This is a genomic window from Sodalis sp. RH22, from assembly GCF_047324165.1.
Classification (GTDB): domain Bacteria; phylum Pseudomonadota; class Gammaproteobacteria; order Enterobacterales; family Enterobacteriaceae; genus Acerihabitans.
This window is the reverse complement of the sequence record NZ_CP178731.1, coordinates 3,301,583-3,323,886: the sequence shown is the minus strand read 5'-3', so window position 1 is coordinate 3,323,886 and position 22,304 is coordinate 3,301,583. Positions and strand designations below refer to the sequence as shown.

The following is a 22,304-nucleotide window of genomic DNA, read 5'->3' as shown; positions in this document are numbered from 1 at the left end:
CGTGCGCCCCGGACATCGCCGGGCTGGTTGCAGGTGCGATGCCTGTCGGGACCCGCTTTGCGCGCGTTGGGAACGCTGCCACCAGTAAGGATGGAACTATGACCCGCATCAAATGCACTCTCCGTACCCTGGCGCTGTCGTCCCTGATGTCGGCGATGGCCTGTTCTTCGGCGTTCGCCAAAATAGAAGAAGGCCGGCTGCTTATCTGGATCAACGGCGACAAGAGTTACAACGGCCTGGCTGAAGTCGGCAGGAAGTTCGAACAGGATACCGGCATCAAGGTGAGCGTAGAGCATCCCGATAAGCTGGAGGAAAAATATCCCCAGGTGGCGGCTACCGGTGACGGGCCGGATATTATCTTGTGGGCGCACGACCGCTTTGGCGGTTATGCCCAATCGGGCCTGCTGGCGGAAGTGGCGCCGGATCAGGCGTTTCAGGATAAGCTGTTCCCCTTTACCTGGGACGCGGTGCGCTATAACGGCAAGCTGATCGGCTATCCCATCGCGGTGGAGTCCCTGTCGCTGATTTACAACAAGGATCTGGTCGGCGCGCCGCCGAAAACCTGGGAAGAGATCCCGGCGCTGGATACCCGACTGCGCGCCAAAGGCAAAAGCGCCATTATGTGGAACCTGCAGGAACCCTACTTTACCTGGCCGATTATCGCCGCCGCCGGCGGTTATGCCTTCAAGCCGGAAAACGGCGGTTACAATATCAAGGATGTGGGGGTGAACAATGCCGGCTCCCGCGCCGGGCTGCAGTTTATTGTCGATTTGGTCAAAAGCGGGCATATCAGCGCCGATACCGATTATTCCGTCTCCGAAGCCGCCTTCAACAAAGGACAGACCGCCTTGACCATCGACGGCCCCTGGGCCTGGGGCAATATGGAAAAAAGCGGCGTTCACTACGGCGTGGCGCCGTTGCCTACCTTCCAGGGCCGGCCGTCGAAACCTTTTGTCGGCGTGCTAAGCGCCGGGATTAACGCCGCCAGCCCCAATAAGGAACTGGCGAAAGAGTTCCTGGAAAATTACCTGCTGACCAGGGACGGACTGGATGCGATGAATAAAGACAAGCCGCTCGGCGCGGTGGCGCTGAAAAGCTATCAGGCGGAGCTGGCCAAGGATCCCCGGATCGCCGCCACCATGGCGAATGCGCAACAGGGTGAAATCATGCCCAATATTCCCCAGATGAGCGCGTTTTGGTATGCCGAGCGCAGCGCGGTGGTCAACGCCATAAACGGTAAACAAAGCGTGCAGGCGGCGCTGGACGGCGTGAAGGACCGCATTACCAAATAATCCGCCGGCCGCCGTCACGGGGCCTGCGTTCAAGCGGGTTGTCATCCGCCGTTATAGGAAGGGTTATGTCAAACACCGGCTCGGTTCCTCTGTCCCGCAAGCCCGCGCGCTGGCGGCATCACCGGTTTGTGAAGTGGGCGGTCGTGATTTTTTGCGCCCTGGCCATCGCCTGGATGGTGATACCGCTGTATGCCCGGGGTGAATATCTGTTTGCCCTGCTGACGCTCATCCTGACAAGCGCGGGGCTGGCCGTTTTCGCCAATGCCGGGGCCTATGCCTGGCGCTATGTGTATCCGGGACTGGCGGGCGTGGGGCTGTTTGTGTTGTTTCCGCTGCTGTGCACCGTCGGCATCGCCTTTACCAACTACAGCAGCGTCCATCAGCTGTCCTTTGAGCGCGCGCAATCGGTGCTGCTGGATCGGCAGTTGCAAATCGGCAAAGCCTACGCCTTCAGCCTGTACGGCCAGGGAACCGCATGGCGGCTGGCGCTGGCCGATGCCGACGGCGGACGGTTATGGGTCTCGCCGGCGTTCAGCCTGGACGGCGGCCGGGACCAGACGCTAATGATGTCGCCGGGCGACGCGCCGCCGCCGGGAGAGCGCGGCACGCTCAGGGTGGTAACACAGTATCGCCAGGCCCTCGGCCGGCTGACGCTGCAATTGCCCGACGGCGCCCGGCTGCGCATCAGCTCGTTACGGCAATTTTCCGGCCTGCGGCCGCTGTATACGCTGGGCGGCCAGGACCGCCTGACCGACAGCCGCACCGGGGCCGTCTACCGGCCCAACCGGGCCACGGGTTTTTACCAGGCGGTCGATGCCGAAGGCCATTTTGTCGCCGGGCAGCTCAGCCCGGGTTATACCGTGCCGGTGGGGTGGCAAAATTTTATGCGGGTGGTAGAGGATCAGGGAATCCGGCAGCCTTTCCTGGCCATATTTGTCTGGACCATTGTGTTTTCGTTGCTGACCGTGGTCCTGACGGTGGCCATCGGCATGGTGTTGGCCTGCGTGGTGCAATGGGAGGCGCTGCGGGGCCGCGCTTTGTACCGGCTGCTGCTGATCTTGCCGTATGCCGTGCCGTCGTTTATTTCAATATTGATTTTCAAGGGATTGTTCAACCAGAGTTTTGGGGAAATCAATATGCTGCTGAACGCTGTGTTCGGCATCCGGCCCGCCTGGTTTCAGGATCCGCTGCTGGCGCGGCTGATGCTGGTGGTGGTGAACGCCTGGCTCGGGTATCCCTATATGATGATTTTGTGCATGGGGCTGCTGAAATCCATACCCGATGACTTATACGAAGCCTCGGCCATGGACGGCGCCGGACCGTTACAGAATTTTTTCCGTATTACGCTGCCGTTGCTGCTCAAGCCGCTTACGCCGCTGATGATCGCCAGCTTTGCGTTTAATTTTAATAATTTTGTGCTGATCCAGTTGCTGACCAACGGCGGGCCTGACCGCATTGGCACCAGCACTCCCGCCGGTTATACCGACCTGCTGGTAAGTTATACCTACCGTATCGCCTTTGAAGGCGGCGGCGGGCAGGATTTCGGCCTGGCCGCCGCCATCGCCACCCTTATTTTCCTGCTGGTGGGCGGGTTGGCGATACTGAATGTGAAAACGGCGCGTCTGACATTTGATTAAGGAGGTCCCGGGTGGCTATGGTGCAATCTTCATCGCGTTTCCTGCGGCTGGCGGCGACGCACGTGCTGCTGCTGGGTTTTATCGCCCTGATCGTGTTTCCATTGCTGATGGTGCTGGCGATTTCACTGCGCGTCGGCAACTTCGCCACCGGCAGCCTGATCCCGCAGCAGATATCCCTGGAGCACTGGCGGCTGGCGCTGGGTTTGAGCGTACGGCACGCGGACGGCAGCATAACCCCGCCGCCGTTCCCGGTGCTGCTGTGGTTATGGAACTCGGTAAAGGTGGCGACCATTACCGCCCTGGGCATCGTGGCGCTGTCCACCACCTGCGCCTACGCCTTTGCCCGCATGCGTTTTCACGGTAAAAGCGCGTTGCTTCAGGGCATGCTGATTTTCCAGATGTTCCCGGCGGTACTGTCGCTGGTGGCGCTGTACGCGCTGTTTGACCGGTTGGGTCAGTATCTGCCGTTTATGGGGCTTAATACCCATGGCGGGGTGATCTTCGCCTATCTTGGCGGCATTACGCTGCATGTCTGGACCATCAAGGGCTATTTCGACACTATCGAGGGTTCGCTTGAGGAAGCGGCCGCGCTGGACGGCGCCACGCCCTGGCAGGCGTTCCGGCTGGTGTTGCTGCCGCTGTCGGTGCCGATACTGGCGGTGGTGTTCGTGCTGTCGTTTATTGCCGCCATTACCGAGGTGCCGGTGGCGTCGCTGCTGCTGCGCGATGTGGATAATTTCACCCTGGCGGTGGGCATGCAGCAGTATCTCAATCCGCAAAACTATCTGTGGGGGGATTTTGCCGCCGCGGCGGTACTGTCCGCCCTACCCATCACCCTGCTGTTTTTGTTGGCCCAGCGCTGGCTGGTAAGCGGTCTTACCGCCGGAGGCCTGAAAGGTTAAGCCACTGTTGTTGTTCTTGCGTACGTGTCTGTGTCTGTGTCCTGTGTTTTTGGCGACGTTATGTCGCCATTTTTTTGCCGGGCACGAAAATATTGATTTTTTCTGCCAAATGGCTATCATGAAGTATGACATTTGGCAGAAAGTGAGGCGTGCATGAAAATATATACCCCTCCCGTAATGAAAGAGCCCGCACATAGCCTGTGGGCCTCCGCTCATTTGCCGGATGCGTCCGGTCCCGAGCTGCGTCATCTGATGATGGAAGGGCTTGAAGTGTCGGTAATTGATAATATCAGGTCCATCGTCGGCTTCAAAAGGGAAGAATTTTTGGCGACGCTTGGGTTAAGTGGACGCAGCATTGCCCGGCGTAAAGAGAAGCTCTCTCCGGCTCAAAGTGAATCTATTACCCGTTATGTTACCGCCTTTGATATGGCTTTAGCGCTGTTCGGCAATGACTTCCAGAAAACCATTGCCTGGATGAACAAACCTGCCAAAGTTTTAGGCGGCGAAACACCCAATCAGGCGATTGGCACTGAAACCGGTGCCCGTGATGTGGTCAGTTTGATTGAAGGCATTAAACATGGAGTTGTCATGTGATCTTGTATCGATTTTGCCAGAAGCAATATATCGCCACCGCGTGGAGTGGCGTTGGCGCTTTTAACAGCTCGGTGGCAAGATGGAACAGAATGGGTACGCCGATGGTGTATATCTCCTCGGCAGTGTCACTGGCCATTCTGGAAGTATTAGTGCATTTACAGGACGAATCCATATTAGATTTTTATCAGTTAATGAGTATTGACGTACCCGACGATTTCATTGTCAAGCTCAATGCGCAAGATCTTCCTGCTAACTGGAATGCGCCGGTGCCGATTCCCGCCACCAAGGATATCGGCACACAATGGTTTCAGGGAAAATCGAGCGTCGGGCTAATGGTGCCTTCCGCCATTGTGCCTATGGAATACAATGTATTGATTAACAATGAGCATCCGGCGTTTGCTGGTTGTCTGGCGTCGGTTACGCCGCTCGAATTTACCTTTGATCCAAGGCTGAACCCCAGCCTCTAACGCAACTGGCGACGCCGGTTGATATCCCGCAGCAGGGCATTGATGCCCTTATCGGCGAAAATCTCCTCCAGGCTGCGCGTCAATTTGCGGCGCCAGTTCGGATACCCATCGCTGGTGCCGGGCACGTTGACCGGCGTGGTGATATCCAGCCAGTCCTCGGGCTGTAATCCCAATAACGCGCTGCCGCTGTCGGCCAGATAGCGGTGAATGGCATGGTTAAGCATGCGCGACATCGGCAGGCCATCGGCCCGGCGCGATACCCGCCGCGGCAGGCCGCCGTGACGGTGCAGGGCGTCCAGCAGCCCCTGGCGCGCGCGCCGTCGGTCCTCATGCAGATAATGCAGCACCGCCGCGTCGGGATACAGTCCCAGCGTTTTGCCAAGGCTGAGATCGCCGGCGCCCCAGTAGCCGCGCAGCGTCGGTAAATCATGGGTGGCGGCGGTGGCCATAGACTGCGGCGGGTAGGCTTCCGGCGGCTGGAAATGATGCCGGGCGTCCCGCTCGAAATAGAGCACTTTATAGGAATAAACGGCGCTGTCGCGCAGCCGCGCGAGGATTTCATGCGGCACGGTGCCCAGATCCTCGCCGATCACCAGGCACTGGTTGCGCAGGCTCTCAAGCGCCAGGATGGCGAGCAAATCGTCCAGCGGGTAGTGGACGTAGGCGCCCTGTCCGGCGGTATCGCCGCGTGGGATCCACCACAGGCGCAGCAGCGACATGACGTGATCGATGCGCAGCGCGCCGCAGCCCTGCATATTCGATCGCACAAGATCGATAAACGGCTGGTAGCCGCGGGCGGCCATCACCCGCGGATCCATGGGCGCCAGCCCCCAGTTCTGCCCCTGCGGGCCGAGCACATCCGGCGGCGCGCCTAGCGCTACCTCCAGGCAATATAATGCCGGATCGCTCCAGGTTTCCGCGCCGCCGTCGCTGACCCCCACCGCCAAATCGCGGTATAAGCCGAGAGGCATGCCAAGCGCCCGGCAGAGCGCAGAACATTCGGCAAACTGACGGTCGGCCAGCCACTGCAGCCAGAGATAAAATGCGATCTCACCGGCATGCCGCCGGCGGAACGCCTGCGTTCCGGCGCCCTGGCTGGCGCGGTACTCGGCAGGCCAGTCCTGCCAGCGGCGCCAGGACGGATCCCGCGCCAACAGGTACGCGTGCAGGGCGTCAAATTCAGCCTGATGGCGCAGGCTGTCGCCGCCCAGGCGCACAAAAGCGGCAAACGCCAGGCGCTGCGCGTCCTGCTCTCCGCGCAGGCTGAACTGTTGCCAGCACAAACGCAGCGCGGCTAATTTCAGCGCGCCGACCCGGGGATAATCCACCTCGGGAGCGGCGCGCGCCAGCGCCAGCGCTTGCTGCACCTCTTCGCGCGCCCACCATGACCGCGCCGCCGGGCTAAGGTGGAAATCCTCCAGGCTATTGATATCGATATACAGCATATTCAGCCAGCGCCGTGACGACGGGCTGTAGGGACTGGCATCGCCCGGCGTGGCCGGGCAGAGCGCATGGATGGGGTTGAGACCGACAAACGCGCCGCCGCGCCGGGCGACTTCCCGCACCATCGTTTTCAGATCGCCGGTATCGCCGATACCCCAATTGACCGCCGAACGCAGCGTATAGAGCTGGATGCAGGCGCCCCAGAGCTTTTGCCCGGCCAGCAGCGCCCCTGGCTGAAAACAGCGGGGCGGGGCGATGATTACCCGGCAATGCCACTCCCGCGCGCCCTGGCTTAACGTTAACCGGTGATAGCCGCACGCCAGGGTGTGGGGCAGCGATAGCGGCGATCCGGCGCTTATCTCGCCCTGAAGGGTTCCGCCCTGCTCGGTGCGCAGTTGCCAGCGGTAATCGCCCCGGCCGCCGGGCGTCAGCGCCGCCGGCGCATCCCGGCGCCAAACGGCTACCGGCGGCAGCGGGTCCTGCGAGACGGCCGCCAATCCTGACCCGCGCCCCATGGCGTCCAGCAACCGTCGTTTGGTTTGTGCCGAGATGGCCTGCCGCTGGCCCAGGGCATTGATATAGTCGCTGCCGATACCGGCCTGGGCCGATATCTGTTCGAACAAGAGTTCTTCCATTATTTTTCCCGCGGTGGATAGCCGTCGCCCGTTTGCCGCCACCGGCCATCATGACGCGGCATAGGGCGTTTTTCATCCTCCCGGCGGCGGGTTAAAAGGGGAGGAGCGCCAAGGCTGAGTTAAAATTGTGATAGGGCGCAATTTACTAAAATGGGATATGGATAACCTTAGGTAATAATTATTTACATTATAATTACAATGGTTAACAGTTAGTTTTAGCACATTGCCGTGTACCCCTGGGGAAATAAAAACAATGCTAATCCCATCAAAACTGAGACGGCCAGTGAGGCTGCAAAGTGCCGTGCCGCGCCAGCGTTTGCTGGACCGGCTGGATAGCGCGGCGAACTATCGCCTGGCGCTGATTACCAGCCCCGCCGGTTACGGCAAAACGACGCTTATTGCGCAGTGGGCGGCGGCGAGGCAGGATCTGGGCTGGTATTCCCTTGACGATAGCGATAATGAACCGGAGATCTTTGCCAATTACCTGGTGGCGGCGATCCAGCAGGCGACGGGCGGCCATTGCCTGCGAAGCGAAGCGCTGGCGCAGAAGCATCAGTATGCCAGCCTGGGAACCTTGTTTGCCCAGCTGTCGGTGGATCTGGCCGACTGGACCACGCCGCTTTTCCTGGTCATCGACGATTACCATCTGATCACCAATACGGTTATCCATGACGCCATGCGCGGCCTGCTGCGCCAGCAGCCGGATAGCCTCAAGCTGGTTCTGCTGTCGCGCAACCTGCCGTCGCTGGGCATCGCCAATCTGCGGGTGCGCGATCAACTGCTGGAAATCGGCAGCCAGCAGTTGGCCTTTACCCATGAGGAGGCCAGGCAGTTTTTCGCAGGACGCCTGGATATGCCCATCGCAGCCCAGGACAGCAACCGGCTGTGCGACGAGGTCGCGGGCTGGGCGACGGCGCTGCAGCTGATTGTTCTGTCTTCCCGCCAGTCCGATACCCCGGCCAGCAAAACCGCCCGGCGGCTGTCGGGCATTAATGCCGGTCATTTGTCCGATTACCTGGTGGATGAGGTGCTCGATCGGGTCGATGGCGCCACCCGTCGTTTCCTGCTGCGCTGTTCGCTGCTGCGCTCGATGAACGATGCGCTGATTGACCGGCTGATGGGCGAGGGAAACGGCCAGCAGCGGCTGGAGCAGACCGAACACCAGGGGCTGTTTATCCAGCGTATGGACGACAGCGGCGAATGGTTTCGTTTTCATCCGTTATTCGCCAGTTTCCTGCGCCAGCGCTGCCAGTGGGAACTGGCGGCCGAGCTGCCCGAGATCCATTGCGCCGCCGCCGAGGGCTGGCTGGCGCAGGGCTATCCCGCCGAAGCCATCCACCACGCGATGGCGGCGAATGATGTGGGTATGATGTGCCGGATACTGCTTGATAGCGGCTGGACGTTATTTAACCATGGTGAGCTGGCGTTGCTGGACCGTTGCCTGAAGCATTTGCCCTACGACGTGCTGATCCTGCGGCCCAGGCTGGTGTTGCTCAAGGGCTGGCTGGCCCAGGGCCAGCACCGGAGCGCCGAGGTGGCGAGCCTGCTGGCCCATGACAAAGCGGAGATGGCGCGGCGCAAACTCGATCTTGCCCCCTGGCTGGTGGCGGAGTTTAACGCCCTGCTGGCGCAGGTGGCGATAAATACCGGCAAGCCCCTTGAAGCGGAATCCCTGGCTGCCGAAGCGCTACGGTTTTTGCCGCAGTTTAATTATTACGGCCGTATTGTCGCCACGTCGGTGACCGGCGAAGTCGCGCATTGCCAGGGACAGTTGGTCAAAGCCTTGAGCATGATGCAGCAGACCGATCGGATGGCCCGCCGGCATGGGGTGTATCACTACGCCTTGTGGGCCTTGCTGCAGCAAAGCGAAATCCTGATAGCGCAGGGGTATTTGCAGGCGGCGTATGAAATACAGGATAAGGCGTTCGAACTGGTGGGCGAGCAGCATCTGGAACAATTGCCGATGCATGAGTTCCTGCTGCGTCTGCGCGCGCAGCTGCTGTGGTCCTGGGCGCGCCTGGACGAGGCCGAACAGGCCGCCAGCGCCGGGCTGAAGGTGCTGGAAAGCGCCGAACCGCAGCAGCAGCTGCAGTGCCTGGCGATGCTGGCCAAAATCGCGCTGGCGCGCGGCGATTTCGATAATGCCCGCAGCCATCTGCACCGTTGCGAGAACCTGATAAGCGGCGCGCAATACCATAGCGATTGGGTGACCAATGCCGATAAGCCGCGGGTGCTGTTCTGGCAACTGACCGGGGATGTCGATGCCGCCGCGAGGTGGCTGGACCAGACGGTGAAACCGGATAACGTCGATAACCATTTTTTGCAGGGGCAGTGGCGTAATATTGCCCGCGCCCAGATTCTGCTCGGCCAGTTCGACGAGGCGGAAGTGGTGCTGGACGAGCTTAATGATAATGCCCGACAACTGCATTTGGTGAGCGATCTTAACCGTAACCTGTTGCTTAATAATCTTATTTATTGGCGCACCGGGCGCAAGAACGATGCCCAGCGGGTGCTGATGGAGGCGTTGTCGTTAGCCAATCGCACCGGTTTTATCAGCCATTTTGTTATTGAAGGCGAAACGATGGCGATGCAGCTGCGGCAACTGCTGCAGCTCGGCGTGCTGCCGGAGCTGGAACAACAGCGGACCCGGCGCATTTTGCGCGATATTAATGCCCATCATCGCCATAAGTTCGCCCATTTCGACGAAGTTTTTGTCCAGCAATTGCTCCATCATCCGCAGGTGCCCGAGTTGATTCGCATCAGTCCGCTGACCCAGCGGGAGTGGCAGGTGCTGGGGCTGATTTATTCGGGTTACAGTAACAACCAGATTGCCGGCGAGCTGGACGTGGCGTCGACCACCATCAAAACCCATATTCGTAATCTTTACCAGAAGCTGGGGGTGGGGCAGCGGCAGGATGCGGTGCAGCAGGTGAAAAAGATGCTGACGATGATCGGTTATGCGGTATAAGGCGCGTATCGATTACGCGTCCGGGCTGTTGACGGCGCCGGCGCTTGTTTTCGTTCGGGCGTGATGGGTAAAGGGGGCGGTATTACAGCGGCCTCGTGGCGGCTTGAGCCCGGTGGGCAAAGGTTTTGTTTGCGGTCAGCTGAATGTTGCGTCGGGGGGGGTCGCTTGCCGTGTGCGGGGGAGGCTTATACTGCCGCTGCGGAAGGTTCGCTTGCGGGGGAGGCTTATGCTGCGGCGGTAGGAGGTTCGCTTGCGGGGAGGCTTATGCTTCGGCGGCGGGAGTTTCGTGTGCGGGTAGGCTTATGCTGCGGCGGCGGGAGTTTCGTTTGTGGGTAGGCTTATGCTGCGTCGGCGAGAGTTTCGTTTGCGGGTAGGCTTATGTTGCTGCGGCAGAGGTTTCGCTTGCCGTGCGTCCGGTGGTTATATGTATTGCCTGGCGCCGGCAAGCGACAAGGAGGCCGTACCGCGACGGCCTCCTTGACCTCCGCGCGCCCGGCAGGTCGCGCGTCGCTGCGCGATGCCTTCCGCCGCCCATGCCCCCGTTATGCACCGGCCCGGTTAGCGCTCCCGGCGCAACCGGGCCTTTCGCCGCTCCCGGCGGCTCATGCCGGGGGCACAGGCGCCGTCAGCGCGCTTTATGCCGGTCCATATGTCGCTGTTCGTACTGCATGTTATGAAGCGATAGCGGCGCTGTGGCTTAGGATAGGACTGGCGTCGGCTTAGGATCGACTGTGGTGGGATGCAACGGGTATGGAATGCCGCTGGCGCAGCGAAAAGCAGGTCATACAGACATACAGTCACACATTAAGGCATTCATCATTCAGCTACAGTAAGTACTACGTTTTCAGCCATCCGCTATCCGCCTATCGACTTCAGCCCAAAAAGCATGCTGATATTTCTCCCGGTAATCACATACCGCGATGAACCCCAAAACGCTGTTTTACTCACAGGCGATGGTGTTGACGTGGTGCCGGCATAGAGTGCGCCGGCGGCGCACATCACGGCTGGATGAGCCGCCGGGAGCGGCGAAAGCCCGGGCTGCGCCGTGAGCGCATCCCGGGCGGTCCACAAGCCGGGATGGGTGATGCCGGGGACCGCGCAGCGGCGCACGATCTGTCGGACGCGCGGAGGTCAAGGAGGCCGTCGCGGTACGGCCTCTTTGTCGCTTGCCGGCACCCGGCAATACATATCACCACCGAACGCACGGCAAGCGAAACCTCCCCCACGGCAACATAAGCCTACCCGCACATGGCAAGCGAAACCTCCCCCACGGCAACATAAGCCTACCCGCACACGGCAAGCGAAACCTCCGCCACGGCAACATAAGCCTACCCGCACATCAGAAGTGGGTGTTAAGGCCAAGGTAGAAGGTTCTGCCCGGTTCGTTGTAGGTGGCGGCGCCGGCGCCGTACATATAAGCGTTGGTGGCGGCGTTGCCGGTGGTCTGGGCGTTACCGGCGCGGAACTGGCGCTTGTCGAAGACGTTGTCGATGCCCAGGGTCAGGCTGGCGTATTTGTTGATATCGTAGGTGCCGCTCAGGCCGACAATGGCGTAAGGGCTGACCTCATTGGTTTCGCTGCCGGTAACGCGTTCGCCCTTGTAGTTGTATTTTTTCGGTTTCTGGCGTCCATACCATGAAAGGGTGGACTGTAGCGACAGATCCTGGCGCGCCTGCCAGCTCAGGGTGGAATTCAGCGTATATTCCGGAATAATCGACAGGTAGTCCCCGGTCTCTTTATTTTTGCTTTCAATGATATAGGTAACATTGTTATTCCAGGAAACCGTTTCGCTAACCGGGATATTCAGCGTACCTTCCAATCCCTGCACCACCGCCTTGGGTACGTTTTCCCAGCGATAGATATCGGACGCGCCGTTGGTCGAGACGCCGGTCGGCACATAACCCGCCTCGATTTTATCGCGGTAGTCATTGCGGAAATAGGTCACGCCCGCCTGGTAGCCGTCGCGTTTAAATTCCAGCCCGATTTCTTTGTTGATGCTGGTTTCCGCCTTGAGATCATCATTACCTAGCAGATAACACCCGCCGGTGCTGGCGGCACAGCCCTGGCCGCGGCTATAGAGCAGGTAGTTGGGGTTGGTCTGGAACAGGCTCGGCGCTTTATAGGCGCGGGCGATGCCCATTTTCAGGGTGAAATCCTGTCCCAGCCCCTGCGAGAGGTTAAGCGAAGGACTCCAGTTGTCGCCGACGATGGAATGGTGGTCGAAGCGCAGCCCCGGCACCAGCATGGTGCTGTCGGTCAGTTCCATATTATCCTCGGCGAACAGCGAGAAAATATCGGCCGAGGAGTAGGGGCTGCGTCCGGTGCTGGCCACGCCCGGGATAGCGCCGCCCAGGAGGGTCTGGGTATTCGACGCCGGATCCTTCATTTTCTGCTGGTTCCACTCGCTGCCGGCCGTGAGGGTCTGGTTGACCCCCAGCTCAAACGGCACGCTGAGTTCGGTATGCGCCAGCACGCTGTCCAGCTGGATGGTGGAAAAATCATTGCTGGCGAAAATCCCCTCCGTGCCGCCGGCCAGCCCCTCGTCCAGGCGGGTATTTTTTGTGCGCTCATATTGCAGGTAATTAAGGGTGCTGACGCCGCTGTCCCAGGCGCCGCGCCAGGTCAGGGCATGGGTCTGGCGATAGATACGGTTGGTTTCATGGCCGTAGTTGTCCTGCACCAACTGGCTGGTATTGGTGTTCTGGGTATCGCCGGCGTAGATATTGCCCTGGCGGCTGTAGGTGGTTTCATATTCCAGGCTTTGCATCGGCGCCAAATCCCAGTGCAGGAGGGCATCGATATTTTTGTCCCTGACCCCTTCGCGTCCGGCCGGGACGGTATCGGCATAGGTGCCGGTGCGCAGGGACTGATGACCGTCGTTAATATCCTGGGCGTCGGCCTGGGTTTTGCTGTAGCCGCCGGTCAGGCGGAAGCTGAACGCGTCGCTCAGCGGCCCGGACAGGCTGAAGTTGGTGCGTTTGGTCGCGCCTTCGTCGTCATGCTGCGGCATATTCAGATAGGTATTCCATGAACCATGCCAATCGCGGGTGTCTTTTTTGGTAATAATATTCACCACGCCGCCGGCGGCGCCGTTGCCGTAGCGCGCCGCCGCCGGTCCGCGGATCACCTCGATATGATCGATCATTTCCGGCGGCACCCAGGCGGTATCGCCCCGGGTGTCGCGCTCGCCGCGCCAGCCCTGGCGCACCGAGTTGCGGCTGCTGACCGGCAGGCCATCAATCAGGATCAGGGTATTTTCCGGCCCCATGCCGCGGATATCGATTTGGCGGTTGTTGCCGCGCTGGCCGCTGGTGGAATTGCCGGTCAGGTTGACGCCGGGCATGGTGCGGATGATTTCCGACACATCGCGGGCGGGCGGCCGTTTCCTGATTTCATCGGCGCTGATGGTGGATACGCCAGGCGCCTGGAGATTTTGCTTTGCCGCGGTGACGACGATGGTATCGCCCGCCGCGCTTTTGCCGCCGCTGGTTGCCGTGGCGTCGTCCGTCGTCGCGGAGGTTGATACCGGTGCTGTGGTCGTGCTGTCGGCCGCAGGCGCGGCCAAAGGAAGTGCCAGAGTTCCCAGACCCAGACTGATTAGGGTCGCTAAGGAGTAACCTGAGAATGTGGTATGCATATGTTCCCTGATCTGTAGCCGATCCCGTGACTGCTCCGGCGAAAGCCAGCAGTATGGACGGCCTGCTATGTTATAAATTGGATAAAATAAGCAGTTTTTTCAGCAACTGCCGGCGGCTAGCACGCAATGTTAAATCGCTGTTAACATTGCGTTATTCCCTCGTTCGGCCACGCCATTGACAAATAAAACCGACCCTTAATGGAACTTTTACACACTATTGCAAATAGAAATAATTATCAATAGTATTTAGTTTACGTTTTAGATTAAAACGTCTACATTCACGGTTTACATAAGGAATCGCGCCCGGTGAAAAAAATGATGTTGGCCCGCGCCGATGTGGGCGGCGACGACTGGTGGCGGGAGGTGGAACGCCAGGGCGCGCCCTGGGTGGAGGCCGGTGCGTCCGGGCAGTGCGGCGTGATATTCCTGTGGCGCGACCCCGGGGGCGACGAGCGCGCGTCCCCTATCCGCCGGGTATGGATTAACATCAGCGGCGTGACCGACCACCATAGCGATACCGGTCCGCAAAGCCTGGAGCGTATTGCCGGCACGGATGTCTGGTATTGGCAAACCAGTCTCGGCGCGCGGTGGCGCGGCAGTTATTGCTTTATCCCATGCCGGGACGACGGGGCGTTCGGCGCGGCGGCGCCCATGGACCGCGCCGCGCTGCGTAACGCCTGGCGTGGTTTATTTTCCGGCGCGGTCGCCGACCGGCTTAATCCGCTGCGCGCCTGGACCAACGGACGCGGCCATCCGGTTTCCGCGCTGCATATGCCGCTGGCGCCCCCGCAGACGGCCTGGAACGAGTACGACAGGCTTGGCCCGGTGGCCGGGCGCACCCTGCCGCCGCTGCCGCCGCCCGCAGGGCTGGAGCGCCATCGCTGGCATAGCGAACGCCTGGGCAACAGCCGCGATATCTGGGTATTCACCAGCGGACGCCGGCATGCGCCCGGGCGTCCGCTGGCCATCCTGCTGGACGGGCAGTTCTGGGCGCGGCAGATGCCGGTCTGGTCGCCGTTGCTGCATATGACGCGCGCCGGGGTCCTGCCCGAGGCGGTCTATGTATTGATTGACGCCATCGATAGCCCACGGCGCGGGCGTGAATTAACCTGCAACCCTGAATTCTGGCGGGCGGTACGGGAAGAACTGCTGCCGCAGCTGGCAGCCTGGGCGCCGTACCGCGCCGATCCGGCGACGACGGTGGTGGCGGGGCAAAGCTATGGCGGCCTGTCCGCCCTGTATGCCGCCTTAAACTGGCCCGGGCATTTTGGCTGCGTGCTCAGCCAGTCCGGTTCGTTCTGGTGGCCCGACCGGGATGCGGCACAGGCGCGGGACGCCTCCGGCGATGACCGTGGGCTGCCGGCGCAGATCGGGCGGGGCCTGGGCGACGGACTGGCGCTTAAGGTCTTTATCGAGGCCGGCAACCGGGAGCGGCTTATTCACCAGGTAAACGACCGGGTGGTGGAACTCCTGCGCCGGCAAGGGCACCGGGTTGATTACCGGGTGGTGGACGGCGGCCATGACGCGCTGTGCTGGCGCGGCGGCCTGCTGGACGGGCTGGCCGCGCTCTGGTCGCCCGGCCGCTAGCGCCCCCGGCCCGCGCTTCCCGCGTCCATGCCCGGCCTGGCTATTTTCGCCCCGGGCAATCCCCGTCATTGGCGCTATCGCCACAAAATAAGGAGTGCGTTTTGGAACACCCCAACCCCTTCGACGATCCGCAACAGATTTGTCTGGTTTTGCAAAACCGCCAGGCCCAATACAGCCTCTGGCCGGATTTCAGCCCGGTGCCCGCCGGATGGACGCCGGTTTTTGGCCCGGCGCCGCGCCCGGAATGCGGCCGGTGGCTTGAGACCCACTGGACCGATATGCGTCCCGCCGCGCTGCGCGGGGCATAAGCAGCGCAACCCATCGTTTTTAAGGAGTTACCGCCGTGTCAGAAATATCCTTGCCAACCGGCGCCGATGGACAGCCGGCCGAACTGCCGCTGGTGGCGGCGCAGCCCGGTATCTGGGTGGCAGACCAACTTTCCGCGCAGCCCAACGCCTATGCGGTGGCGCACTATATCGAGCTTAAGGGCGATATCGATGAAGGCTGCCTGCTGCGCGCCATCGACCAGGGCATGGGCGAAGCCGACACCCTGCGCATGCGTTTTGCCGAGCGTGACGGCATTGCGGTGCAATGGGTTGACGGCGATCTGACCTTTGACCGTCCCGATTGCGTGGATCTCAGCGCCGCCGGCGACGCCCGGAACGCCGCGCTGGCGCTGATGCAGCAGGATCTGGCGGGAGATCTGCGGGTGCTGAGCGGCAAACCGTTGTACCGGCATCTGCTGATTCGCGTGGCCCGCGATCGCTGGTTTTGGTATCAGCGCTATCATCATCTGATCGTCGACGGCTTTAGTTTTACCGCCATCACCCGCCGCATCGCCGTGCTGTATAGCGCCTTCATGCGCCGGGAAACGCCGCCGCCGTCGCCTTTTACCCCCTTTCAGGGGGTGGTGGAGGAATATCAGGCGTATTATCAGTCGGATGCCTGGCGCCGCGACGCCGCTTTCTGGCGCGAAAAAACCGGCCGACTGCCGGCGCCGGGCACGCTGTCGCTCAAACCGTTGTCCGGCCAGGCCGCCACCACCCATGTGCTGCGTTATGCGCTTGATCTCGATAGCCGGCTGTTCGCCGGCCTGGTCACGGGGGAGGAGCGCGCGCCGGGCATCGCCGATCTGGCCCTGGCGCTGGTGGCGTTATGGTTTGCCCGGCTGTGCGGGCAACCGTCCTATGCCGCCGGTTTTATCTTTATGCGCCGTATGGCCTCGGCCGCCCTGGATGCCACCGGTCCGGTGATCAATGTCCTGCCGCTGGCCGTGACCGTCGGCCCGGGGCAGACGCTGGGCGCCTTGGCCGCCGCCCTGTCCGGCGAGCTCAAGAGCCTGCGCCGCCATCAGCGTTATGATGCGGAACAGGTACTGCGCGACCTGGGCCGCACAGGGGATGAACAACCGCTGTTCGGCCCGGTATTTAATCTGAAGATGTTCGACTTCCAGCTTGATTTCGCCGGGGTGGAGGGCGTGACGCACGCGCTGGCTTCCGGGCCGGTGCGCGATCTGGAAATCGCGCTCTATCTTGGGGAAGAAACGGTAGCGGTGGAACTGGTGGCCAACGCCGAGCGGTATACCGCCGGCGAGCTGGCCGGCCATGCCCGGCGCCTGCCGCTGCTGCTGCTCCAGTTTGCCGCCGATCCCGCGCTGCCATGCGGCCAGGCCGATTTGCTGGGCGAGGCCGACCGCGCGCTGCTGGCGCGCATCAATGATACCGGTAAAACGCTGGCGCCGGATACGCTCGCCACCCTGCTGGCACGCCAGGCGTTGCGCACGCCCCAGGCCGTGGCGCTGGCGGATGCGCGGCGCCGCCTGACCTACGGCGAAACCCGCGGGCAGGTGCTGGCGCTGGCGCAACGGCTGGCGGCGCAGGGGGTACGCCCGGGCGATATCGTCGCCGTCGCGCTCCCGCGCTCGGTATTCCTGACGCTGGCGCTGATGGCGGTTATCGAGGTGGGCGCCGCCTACCTGCCGCTGGACACCGGTTATCCGGACGAGCGGCTGCAACTGATGCTGGACGATGCGCGGCCGCGGCTGATTATCACCTGCGCCGGACAGGCCGCGCGGTTCGACGGCCGCGGCGATCTGTTGCTGTATGAGGCGCCGTTGACAGCGGACCCGCGGCTGCCGCGGGATTTCCCCCGGCCGTCGGCCCATCATCCCGCTTATATTATCTATACCTCCGGGTCGACCGGACGGCCGAAAGGCGTGGTGGTGGCCCATGACGCCATCGTCAACCGGCTGCTGTGGATGCAGGATCGCTATCCGCTGAGCGCGGATGACGCGGTGCTGCAAAAAACCCCCTGTAGCTTTGACGTATCGGTGTGGGAATTTTTCTGGCCGCTTATCAACGGCGCGCGGCTGGTCATGGCGCCGCCGGACGCCCACCGCGATCCGCAGGTGTTGCTGCAGCTTATCGCCGATTACCGCGTTACCACCCTGCATTTCGTCCCCTCGATGCTGGCGGCGTTTGTCGCCTCACTTGCCGATGACGGCGCCATCGCCTGCTGCGCCACCCTGCGGCGGGTATTTTGCAGCGGCGAGGCGTTGCCCGCCGAACTGTCGCGCCTGTGGCAGCGGCGCACCGGGGTGGAGCTGCATAACCTCTACGGCCCCACCGAGGCCGCGGTGGACGTCAGCTGGTACCCGGCCCACGGCGAGACGCTGGCGGCGGTGCGCGGGGCGCATGTGCCGATCGGCTTCCCGGTATGGAATACCGGCCTGCGCATTCTTGACGGGCGGCTGCGGCCGGTGCCGCCGGGCGTTGCGGGCGATCTTTACCTGACCGGCGTTCAACTGGCCCAGGGTTACCTGGCGCGCCCGGAGCTGACCGCCAGCCGGTTCGTGGCCGATCCCGACGGCGACGGCGGGCGGATGTACCGCACCGGCGATGTTGCCCGCTGGCTGGACGACGGCGCGGTGGAGTACCTGGGCCGCAGCGATGATCAGCTTAAAATCCGCGGGCAGCGGGTGGAGTTAAGTGAAATCGATCATGCGCTGCTGTTATTGCCGGGCGTGCGCCAGGCGGTGACCCATGCCCGGGTATTGGGCGCCGCGCCTGATGGCGGCATCGGCGGCGATGCGCGGCAACTGGTCGGCTATCTGGTGGCGCAGCCGGGTGAAAAGCTGCACCCCGAGGCGCTGCGCGACGCCCTGGCCGAACGGCTGCCGGCGCATATGGTGCCGGTGGCGCTGGTCGAACTTCCGGCCCTGCCGCTCAGCGCCAACGGTAAACTGGATCGCAAGGCGCTGCCGTTACCCCAGTCGCGTCGGGCGACACGGGGGCGAGCGCCGCAAACCGCCATCGAGCGGCGGGTAGCCGCGCTGTTTGCGCAACTGTTGCAACAGGAGATCGGGTCCGTCGATGATGACTTTTTTGCCCTTGGCGGCCATTCCCTGCTGGCGATGCGGCTGGCGGCGGAGCTGCGCCGCGACGTGGGTAAGCCGGTAACCGTCGGACAGGTGATGGTGGCCTCGACGGTGGCGCGCTTGGCCGCGCTGTTTGATGATGAGGTGGATAACGACCCCGGCGATGCTATCCGGCGTTCCGGACTGGACGCGGTCCTGCCGCTGCGCCAGGGCGAGGGCCCGCCGCTGTTTTGCTTTCATCCCGCCTCCGGTTTCGCCTGGCAGTTCAGCGTGCTGCGGCGCTATATCGATCCGCGCTGGCCGCTGGTGGGTATCCAATCGCCGCGTCCGGACGGTCCGCTGCAGCGGTACGGCACGCTGGAGCAGGTGTGCGACGCGCATCTGCTGACGGTGCGCGGCATACAGCCGCACGGCCCTTATCATTTTATCGGCTATTCGCTGGGCGGCACGCTGGCGCAGGGTATTGCCGCCCGTTTACGCGCGGCGGGGGAAACGGTGGCGTTTCTCGGCCTGCTCGATACCTACCCGCCGGAGACGCGCAATTGGGACGCGGTGCAGGGTAAACATGTGCTGGACCCCGAAGTGCTGGAGGAAGTACGGCGCGAGCGCGAGCAGTTCATCGCCGCGCAACAGGGTATTGCGGAGCCGGCGGGGGACGAACAGCGGCGGCTGTTCGATGCCATCGAGGGCAACTATGCGGATTCGGTACGCCTGCTGGCGGCCAGCCGCAGCGCGTATTTTGCCGGAGAAGCCACGCTGTTCGTGGCCCGGCGCACGCTGCCCGCCGCTATGGACGTGCGCCGGACCTGGTCAGATTATGTGGACCGGCTGCGCGTGCACGAACTGGACTGCGCCCATGTGGATATTATTTCGCCCGCGTCGTTCCAGGTGCTCGGACCCTTGCTTAACCAGGCGCTCAGGGAACTGTAGGCGTCAGCCCCGGCCCAGCGGCACGATCATCGGCGTATGGGAGACCGGATCGTCGATGATCATGCAGCGCAGGCCGAATACCGCCTCCACCAGTTCGGCGGTGACGATGTCCACGGGCGCCCCCTGGGCCAGGATACGCCCGTCGCGCATCGCCACCAGATGGGTGGCGTAGCGGCAGGCGTGATTAAGATCGTGCAGCACCACCACCAGCGTATGGCCGGCGCGGTGCAGCTCGCGCATCAGCTCCAGCAGATCTATTTGATGGGCGATATCCAGCCAGGTGGTGGGTTCGTCCAGCAGCAGCAGCGGCGTTTGCTGCGCCAGCACCATGGCGATCCAGACCCGCTGCCGCTGGCCGCCGGACAGGGTATCCACCGGCCGTTCCGCCAGCCCGGCGACGCCGGTGGCGCGCATCGCTTCCTGCACCGCTTGTTCATCGCGCCCGCTCCAGCGGCTTAATAGCGATTGATGCGGGTAGCGTCCGCGCGCCACCAGATCGCCCACCGTGATATCCCCGGGCGCGCTGGAGCTTTGCGGCAACAATCCCAGGCGCCGCGCCACCTCCTTGGTGGCGTAGGCGCCGATCTCCCGGCCGTCCAGCCATACGGTGCCCTCGCCGGGCCGCATCAGGCGGCTGAGCGTGCGCAGCAACGTCGATTTGCCGCAGGCGTTGGGGCCGATGATCACCGTCAGTTCACCATCGGGGATGGTGATGGACAGATCGCGGGCAATCACTTTTTTATCATAGGCGAGCGTAAGATTTTCCGCCCGCAGGCGGCTGGACGACGGGGTAAGGGCGCTCATTTTTTTCGCGACTCCCGGATTAATAAGCCGATCAGATAGAGGCCGCCGATGCTGACGGTAACCACCCCGACCGGAAGCTGATAAGGCGTAAACATACGCTGTGCGGCGAGGTCGGCCGCCAGCAACAGCAGCGCGCCGGTCAGGGCCGCCAGGGGGATCGCCAGGGTTTGGCTGCCCGCCAGGCGGCGTGAAATCTGCGGCGCCACCAGGGCGATAAAGGAAATGGGGCCGGCGGCGGCCGTGGCGGCGGCGGTCAGGGCCACGCCCGCCAGCATCAGTCCCAGACGCGATTTTTCCACCGGCACGCCGAGCGCGCAGGCGGCGTCATCGCCCATTTCCAACAGGCGCATGCGCCGCGACAAAGCCAGGGCCAGGGCAAAGGCCAGGACAATTGGCACGGCCACCGGCGGGCATTTCGCCCAGGTCATGCCGTTAAGCGATCCGGCGCTCCATAGCCCGGCGGTCAGGGCGGATTCAAGCGAAGCGCTGACCACCAGCCAGGTGTTAAGCGATACCAGCAGGGCGCGAACGGCAATGCCGACGATAATGAGCCGGAAGGTCTGGATGCCGTTGCGCCAGGCCAGCAGGTAGACTACGGCGGCGGTCAGCAGGCCGCCGGCAAGGGCCGCGCCGGTTATGCCCAGATAGCTGCTGTTGAACAGCACTATCGCTATCAATACGGCGCTGTGCGCGCCGGTATTGAAACCCATGACATCCGGGCTGCCGAGCGGGTTGCGCATCAACGACTGGAAAATAGCGCCGCTGGCGCCCAACGCCGCGCCCAGCAATAACGCCATCGCCACCCTGGGCAGCCGCCATTGCGTCACGATAACCTGGATATTGTGCGCCGCCGCGCCGCGCAGGGCGTCCACCACCTGCCGGGCCGGAAGCGGGAGCGACCCGGCGCCGAGGGCGTAAATCGCCAGCGCAAGGCAGGCAAGCAGCAGGATGCCGACGGTCAGCGACGTCCTGATCCGGGCGTGCCGGTTCGCCATCATCACCGGCTTATCATCCGGTGGCGGCGTACCAGGGCTATCAGCACCGGCGCGCCGAGCAGCGCCGTTATCACCGATACGCGCAGCTCGCCGGGCACCATCACCCGGCCCGCCATATCGCTGCCCAGCAGCAGCAGCGGCGTAAGCAGCAGCGTCCAGGGCAGCAGCCAGCGGTGGTCCGGGCCGGCTATCCAGCGCGCGATATGCGGCATCATCAGCCCGATAAAGGCTATCGGCCCCGCCAGCGCCGTAGCCGCGCCGCATAACAGGGTAATGGCCGCCAGGCCGAGCAGCTGCGTCAGGCCCACCCGCGAGCCCAGCGCCGTCGCCAGTTCGCTGCCCATGCCCAGGGTATTGAGCGCCCGCGTTAGCCAAAGCGTCAGACCGGTGCCCAGGACGATAGGCCAGATAACGGCGTTTACCGCCGCCATGCTGCGGATATCCAGCGAACCGGCCTGCCAGAAGCGCAATTGGTCGTAGACCAGGGGATTGAGCAAGGAAATACCGGAAGCCATGCCGTCCAGCACCGCGCCCAGCGCCACGCCCGCCAGGGTGAGGCGAATGGGGTTCAGCCGCCCGCCGCCCGCCGCGCCGATTAACGCCACCAGCAGGGCGGCGGCCAGCGCGCCGGCAAAGGCAAACCACAGGTAGCGATCGATGGAGGCGGCGCCGAAAAAGGTGATGCCCAGCACCACGGCGAACCCCGCGCCGGCGTTGACGCCAAGAATGCCGGGGTCGGCCAGCGGATTGCGGGTCAGGGTTTGCATCAGGGCGCCGGACAGCCCCAGGGCGATGCCCGCCAGCAGCCCGGCCAGCGTGCGCGGCAGGCGGCTCTCGAGGATAATAATACAATCCGGGCTGCGGCAGGCGCCGGTCAGCGCGGGCAATACCTGGTCGGCGGGAATGGTTTTGGCGCCGATAAAGAGGCTCGCCGCCATCAATAATGCCAACAGCACGCCGCTTAACAGCAATCCGTAATAATGGCGCATAAAAGGCTAAACCATAAATTATATGATAATGATATTTATTATCGTTAT

14 protein-coding genes are annotated in these 22,304 nt (G+C 62.6%); 9 read left to right on the top strand and 5 right to left on the bottom strand.

All coding sequences use genetic code 11. The features are described 5' to 3' along the window. Nucleotides 1-98 precede the first annotated feature (98 nt). The 5 genes from malE (at nt 99) to ACL2XN_RS15100 (ending at nt 4,892) form a co-directional block, all read left to right on the top strand. A complete protein-coding gene (malE, locus tag ACL2XN_RS15120; protein ID WP_410012414.1) occupies nt 99-1,292 on the top strand; it encodes a maltose/maltodextrin ABC transporter substrate-binding protein MalE in 1,194 nt (397 codons plus the stop codon). A gap of 65 nt (nt 1,293-1,357) precedes the next feature. Beyond that, on the top strand, nt 1,358-2,929 hold the full coding sequence (gene malF / locus ACL2XN_RS15115; RefSeq protein ID WP_413728977.1) for a maltose ABC transporter permease MalF: 1,572 nt from the start codon (nt 1,358-1,360) through the stop codon (nt 2,927-2,929). A gap of 11 nt (nt 2,930-2,940) precedes the next feature. Beyond that, a complete protein-coding gene (gene malG, locus ACL2XN_RS15110; protein WP_410012412.1) occupies nt 2,941-3,831 on the top strand; it encodes a maltose ABC transporter permease MalG in 891 nt (296 codons plus the stop codon). 153 nt (nt 3,832-3,984) lie between these two features. After that, nucleotides 3,985-4,425: an antitoxin Xre/MbcA/ParS toxin-binding domain-containing protein gene (locus ACL2XN_RS15105; protein WP_410012411.1), complete on the top strand. Its 441-nt coding sequence runs from the start codon at nt 3,985-3,987 to the stop codon at nt 4,423-4,425. Further along, on the top strand, nt 4,422-4,892 hold the full coding sequence (locus tag ACL2XN_RS15100) for an RES family NAD+ phosphorylase (protein WP_410012410.1): 471 nt from the start codon (nt 4,422-4,424) through the stop codon (nt 4,890-4,892). Before ACL2XN_RS15105 ends, ACL2XN_RS15100 begins: the two co-directional genes overlap by 4 nt. On the opposite strand, the gene malQ is transcribed toward ACL2XN_RS15100, so the two are convergent. Next, the gene (malQ, locus tag ACL2XN_RS15095) at nt 4,889-6,970 is read right to left on the bottom strand and encodes a 4-alpha-glucanotransferase (RefSeq protein ID WP_413728976.1); all 2,082 of its coding nucleotides are present in this window, start codon (nt 6,968-6,970) and stop codon (nt 4,889-4,891) included. The genes ACL2XN_RS15100 and malQ overlap by 4 nt on opposite strands. A 253-nt stretch (nt 6,971-7,223) precedes the next feature. Here malQ and malT point away from each other — a divergent pair, with 253 nt between their 5' ends. Beyond that, nucleotides 7,224-9,938 (top strand): HTH-type transcriptional regulator MalT, encoded by a 2,715-nt coding sequence (malT, locus tag ACL2XN_RS15090; RefSeq protein WP_413728975.1) that lies wholly within the window; start codon nt 7,224-7,226, stop codon nt 9,936-9,938. A 1,339-nt stretch (nt 9,939-11,277) separates the two neighbouring features. On the opposite strand, the gene ACL2XN_RS15085 is transcribed toward malT, so the two are convergent. After that, nucleotides 11,278-13,575, bottom strand: coding sequence for a TonB-dependent siderophore receptor (locus ACL2XN_RS15085; RefSeq protein ID WP_410012407.1), 2,298 nt, complete (start codon nt 13,573-13,575; stop codon nt 11,278-11,280). A 315-nt stretch (nt 13,576-13,890) separates the two neighbouring features. Here ACL2XN_RS15085 and fes point away from each other — a divergent pair, with 315 nt between their 5' ends. The 3 genes from fes to ACL2XN_RS15070 all read left to right on the top strand — a co-directional run bounded on the left by fes (nt 13,891) and on the right by ACL2XN_RS15070 (nt 19,468). After that, the gene (gene fes, locus ACL2XN_RS15080; RefSeq protein ID WP_413730979.1) at nt 13,891-15,162 is read left to right on the top strand and encodes an enterochelin esterase; all 1,272 of its coding nucleotides are present in this window, start codon (nt 13,891-13,893) and stop codon (nt 15,160-15,162) included. Nucleotides 15,163-15,263: 101 nt separating this feature from the next. After that, complete coding sequence (locus ACL2XN_RS15075; protein WP_410012406.1) at nt 15,264-15,470, top strand: MbtH family protein; 207 nt, start codon at nt 15,264-15,266, stop codon at nt 15,468-15,470. A gap of 35 nt (nt 15,471-15,505) precedes the next feature. Next, nucleotides 15,506-19,468 (top strand): enterobactin synthase subunit F, encoded by a 3,963-nt coding sequence (locus ACL2XN_RS15070; RefSeq protein ID WP_413728974.1) that lies wholly within the window; start codon nt 15,506-15,508, stop codon nt 19,466-19,468. 3 nt (nt 19,469-19,471) lie between these two features. Here the strand turns inward: ACL2XN_RS15070 and ACL2XN_RS15065 are convergent, their stop codons facing one another. The 3 genes from ACL2XN_RS15065 to fepD are packed head-to-tail and all read right to left on the bottom strand — an operon-like array spanning nt 19,472 to nt 22,256. Continuing rightward, nucleotides 19,472-20,272 carry an ATP-binding cassette domain-containing protein gene (locus ACL2XN_RS15065; RefSeq protein ID WP_413721974.1) on the bottom strand — a complete coding sequence of 267 codons (801 nt, stop codon included), beginning with the start codon at nt 20,270-20,272 and terminating at the stop codon, nt 19,472-19,474. Beyond that, nucleotides 20,269-21,270: an iron-enterobactin ABC transporter permease gene (gene fepG, locus ACL2XN_RS15060; RefSeq protein WP_413728973.1), complete on the bottom strand. Its 1,002-nt coding sequence runs from the start codon at nt 21,268-21,270 to the stop codon at nt 20,269-20,271. The genes ACL2XN_RS15065 and fepG overlap by 4 nt, the downstream gene beginning before the upstream one ends. Next, nucleotides 21,270-22,256 (bottom strand): Fe(3+)-siderophore ABC transporter permease, encoded by a 987-nt coding sequence (fepD, locus tag ACL2XN_RS15055; RefSeq protein ID WP_410012402.1) that lies wholly within the window; start codon nt 22,254-22,256, stop codon nt 21,270-21,272. The genes fepG and fepD overlap by 1 nt, the downstream gene beginning before the upstream one ends. Nucleotides 22,257-22,304 lie beyond the last annotated feature (48 nt).

What these genes read in the sequence shown, in the direction of transcription:
- ACL2XN_RS15065 (WP_413721974.1), bottom strand. Translation starts at nt 20,272, where the DNA reads ATGAGCGCCCTTACCCCGTCGTCCAGCCGCCTGCGGGCGGAAAATCTT.
- fes (WP_413730979.1), top strand. Translation starts at nt 13,891, where the DNA reads ATGATGTTGGCCCGCGCCGATGTGGGCGGCGACGACTGGTGGCGGGAG.
- ACL2XN_RS15085 (WP_410012407.1), bottom strand. Translation starts at nt 13,575, where the DNA reads ATGCATACCACATTCTCAGGTTACTCCTTAGCGACCCTAATCAGTCTG.
- malF (WP_413728977.1), top strand. Translation starts at nt 1,358, where the DNA reads ATGTCAAACACCGGCTCGGTTCCTCTGTCCCGCAAGCCCGCGCGCTGG.
- malQ (WP_413728976.1), bottom strand. Translation starts at nt 6,970, where the DNA reads ATGGAAGAACTCTTGTTCGAACAGATATCGGCCCAGGCCGGTATCGGC.
- malE (WP_410012414.1), top strand. Translation starts at nt 99, where the DNA reads ATGACCCGCATCAAATGCACTCTCCGTACCCTGGCGCTGTCGTCCCTG.
- malT (WP_413728975.1), top strand. Translation starts at nt 7,224, where the DNA reads ATGCTAATCCCATCAAAACTGAGACGGCCAGTGAGGCTGCAAAGTGCC.
- fepD (WP_410012402.1), bottom strand. Translation starts at nt 22,256, where the DNA reads ATGCGCCATTATTACGGATTGCTGTTAAGCGGCGTGCTGTTGGCATTA.
- ACL2XN_RS15105 (WP_410012411.1), top strand. Translation starts at nt 3,985, where the DNA reads ATGAAAATATATACCCCTCCCGTAATGAAAGAGCCCGCACATAGCCTG.
- fepG (WP_413728973.1), bottom strand. Translation starts at nt 21,270, where the DNA reads ATGATGGCGAACCGGCACGCCCGGATCAGGACGTCGCTGACCGTCGGC.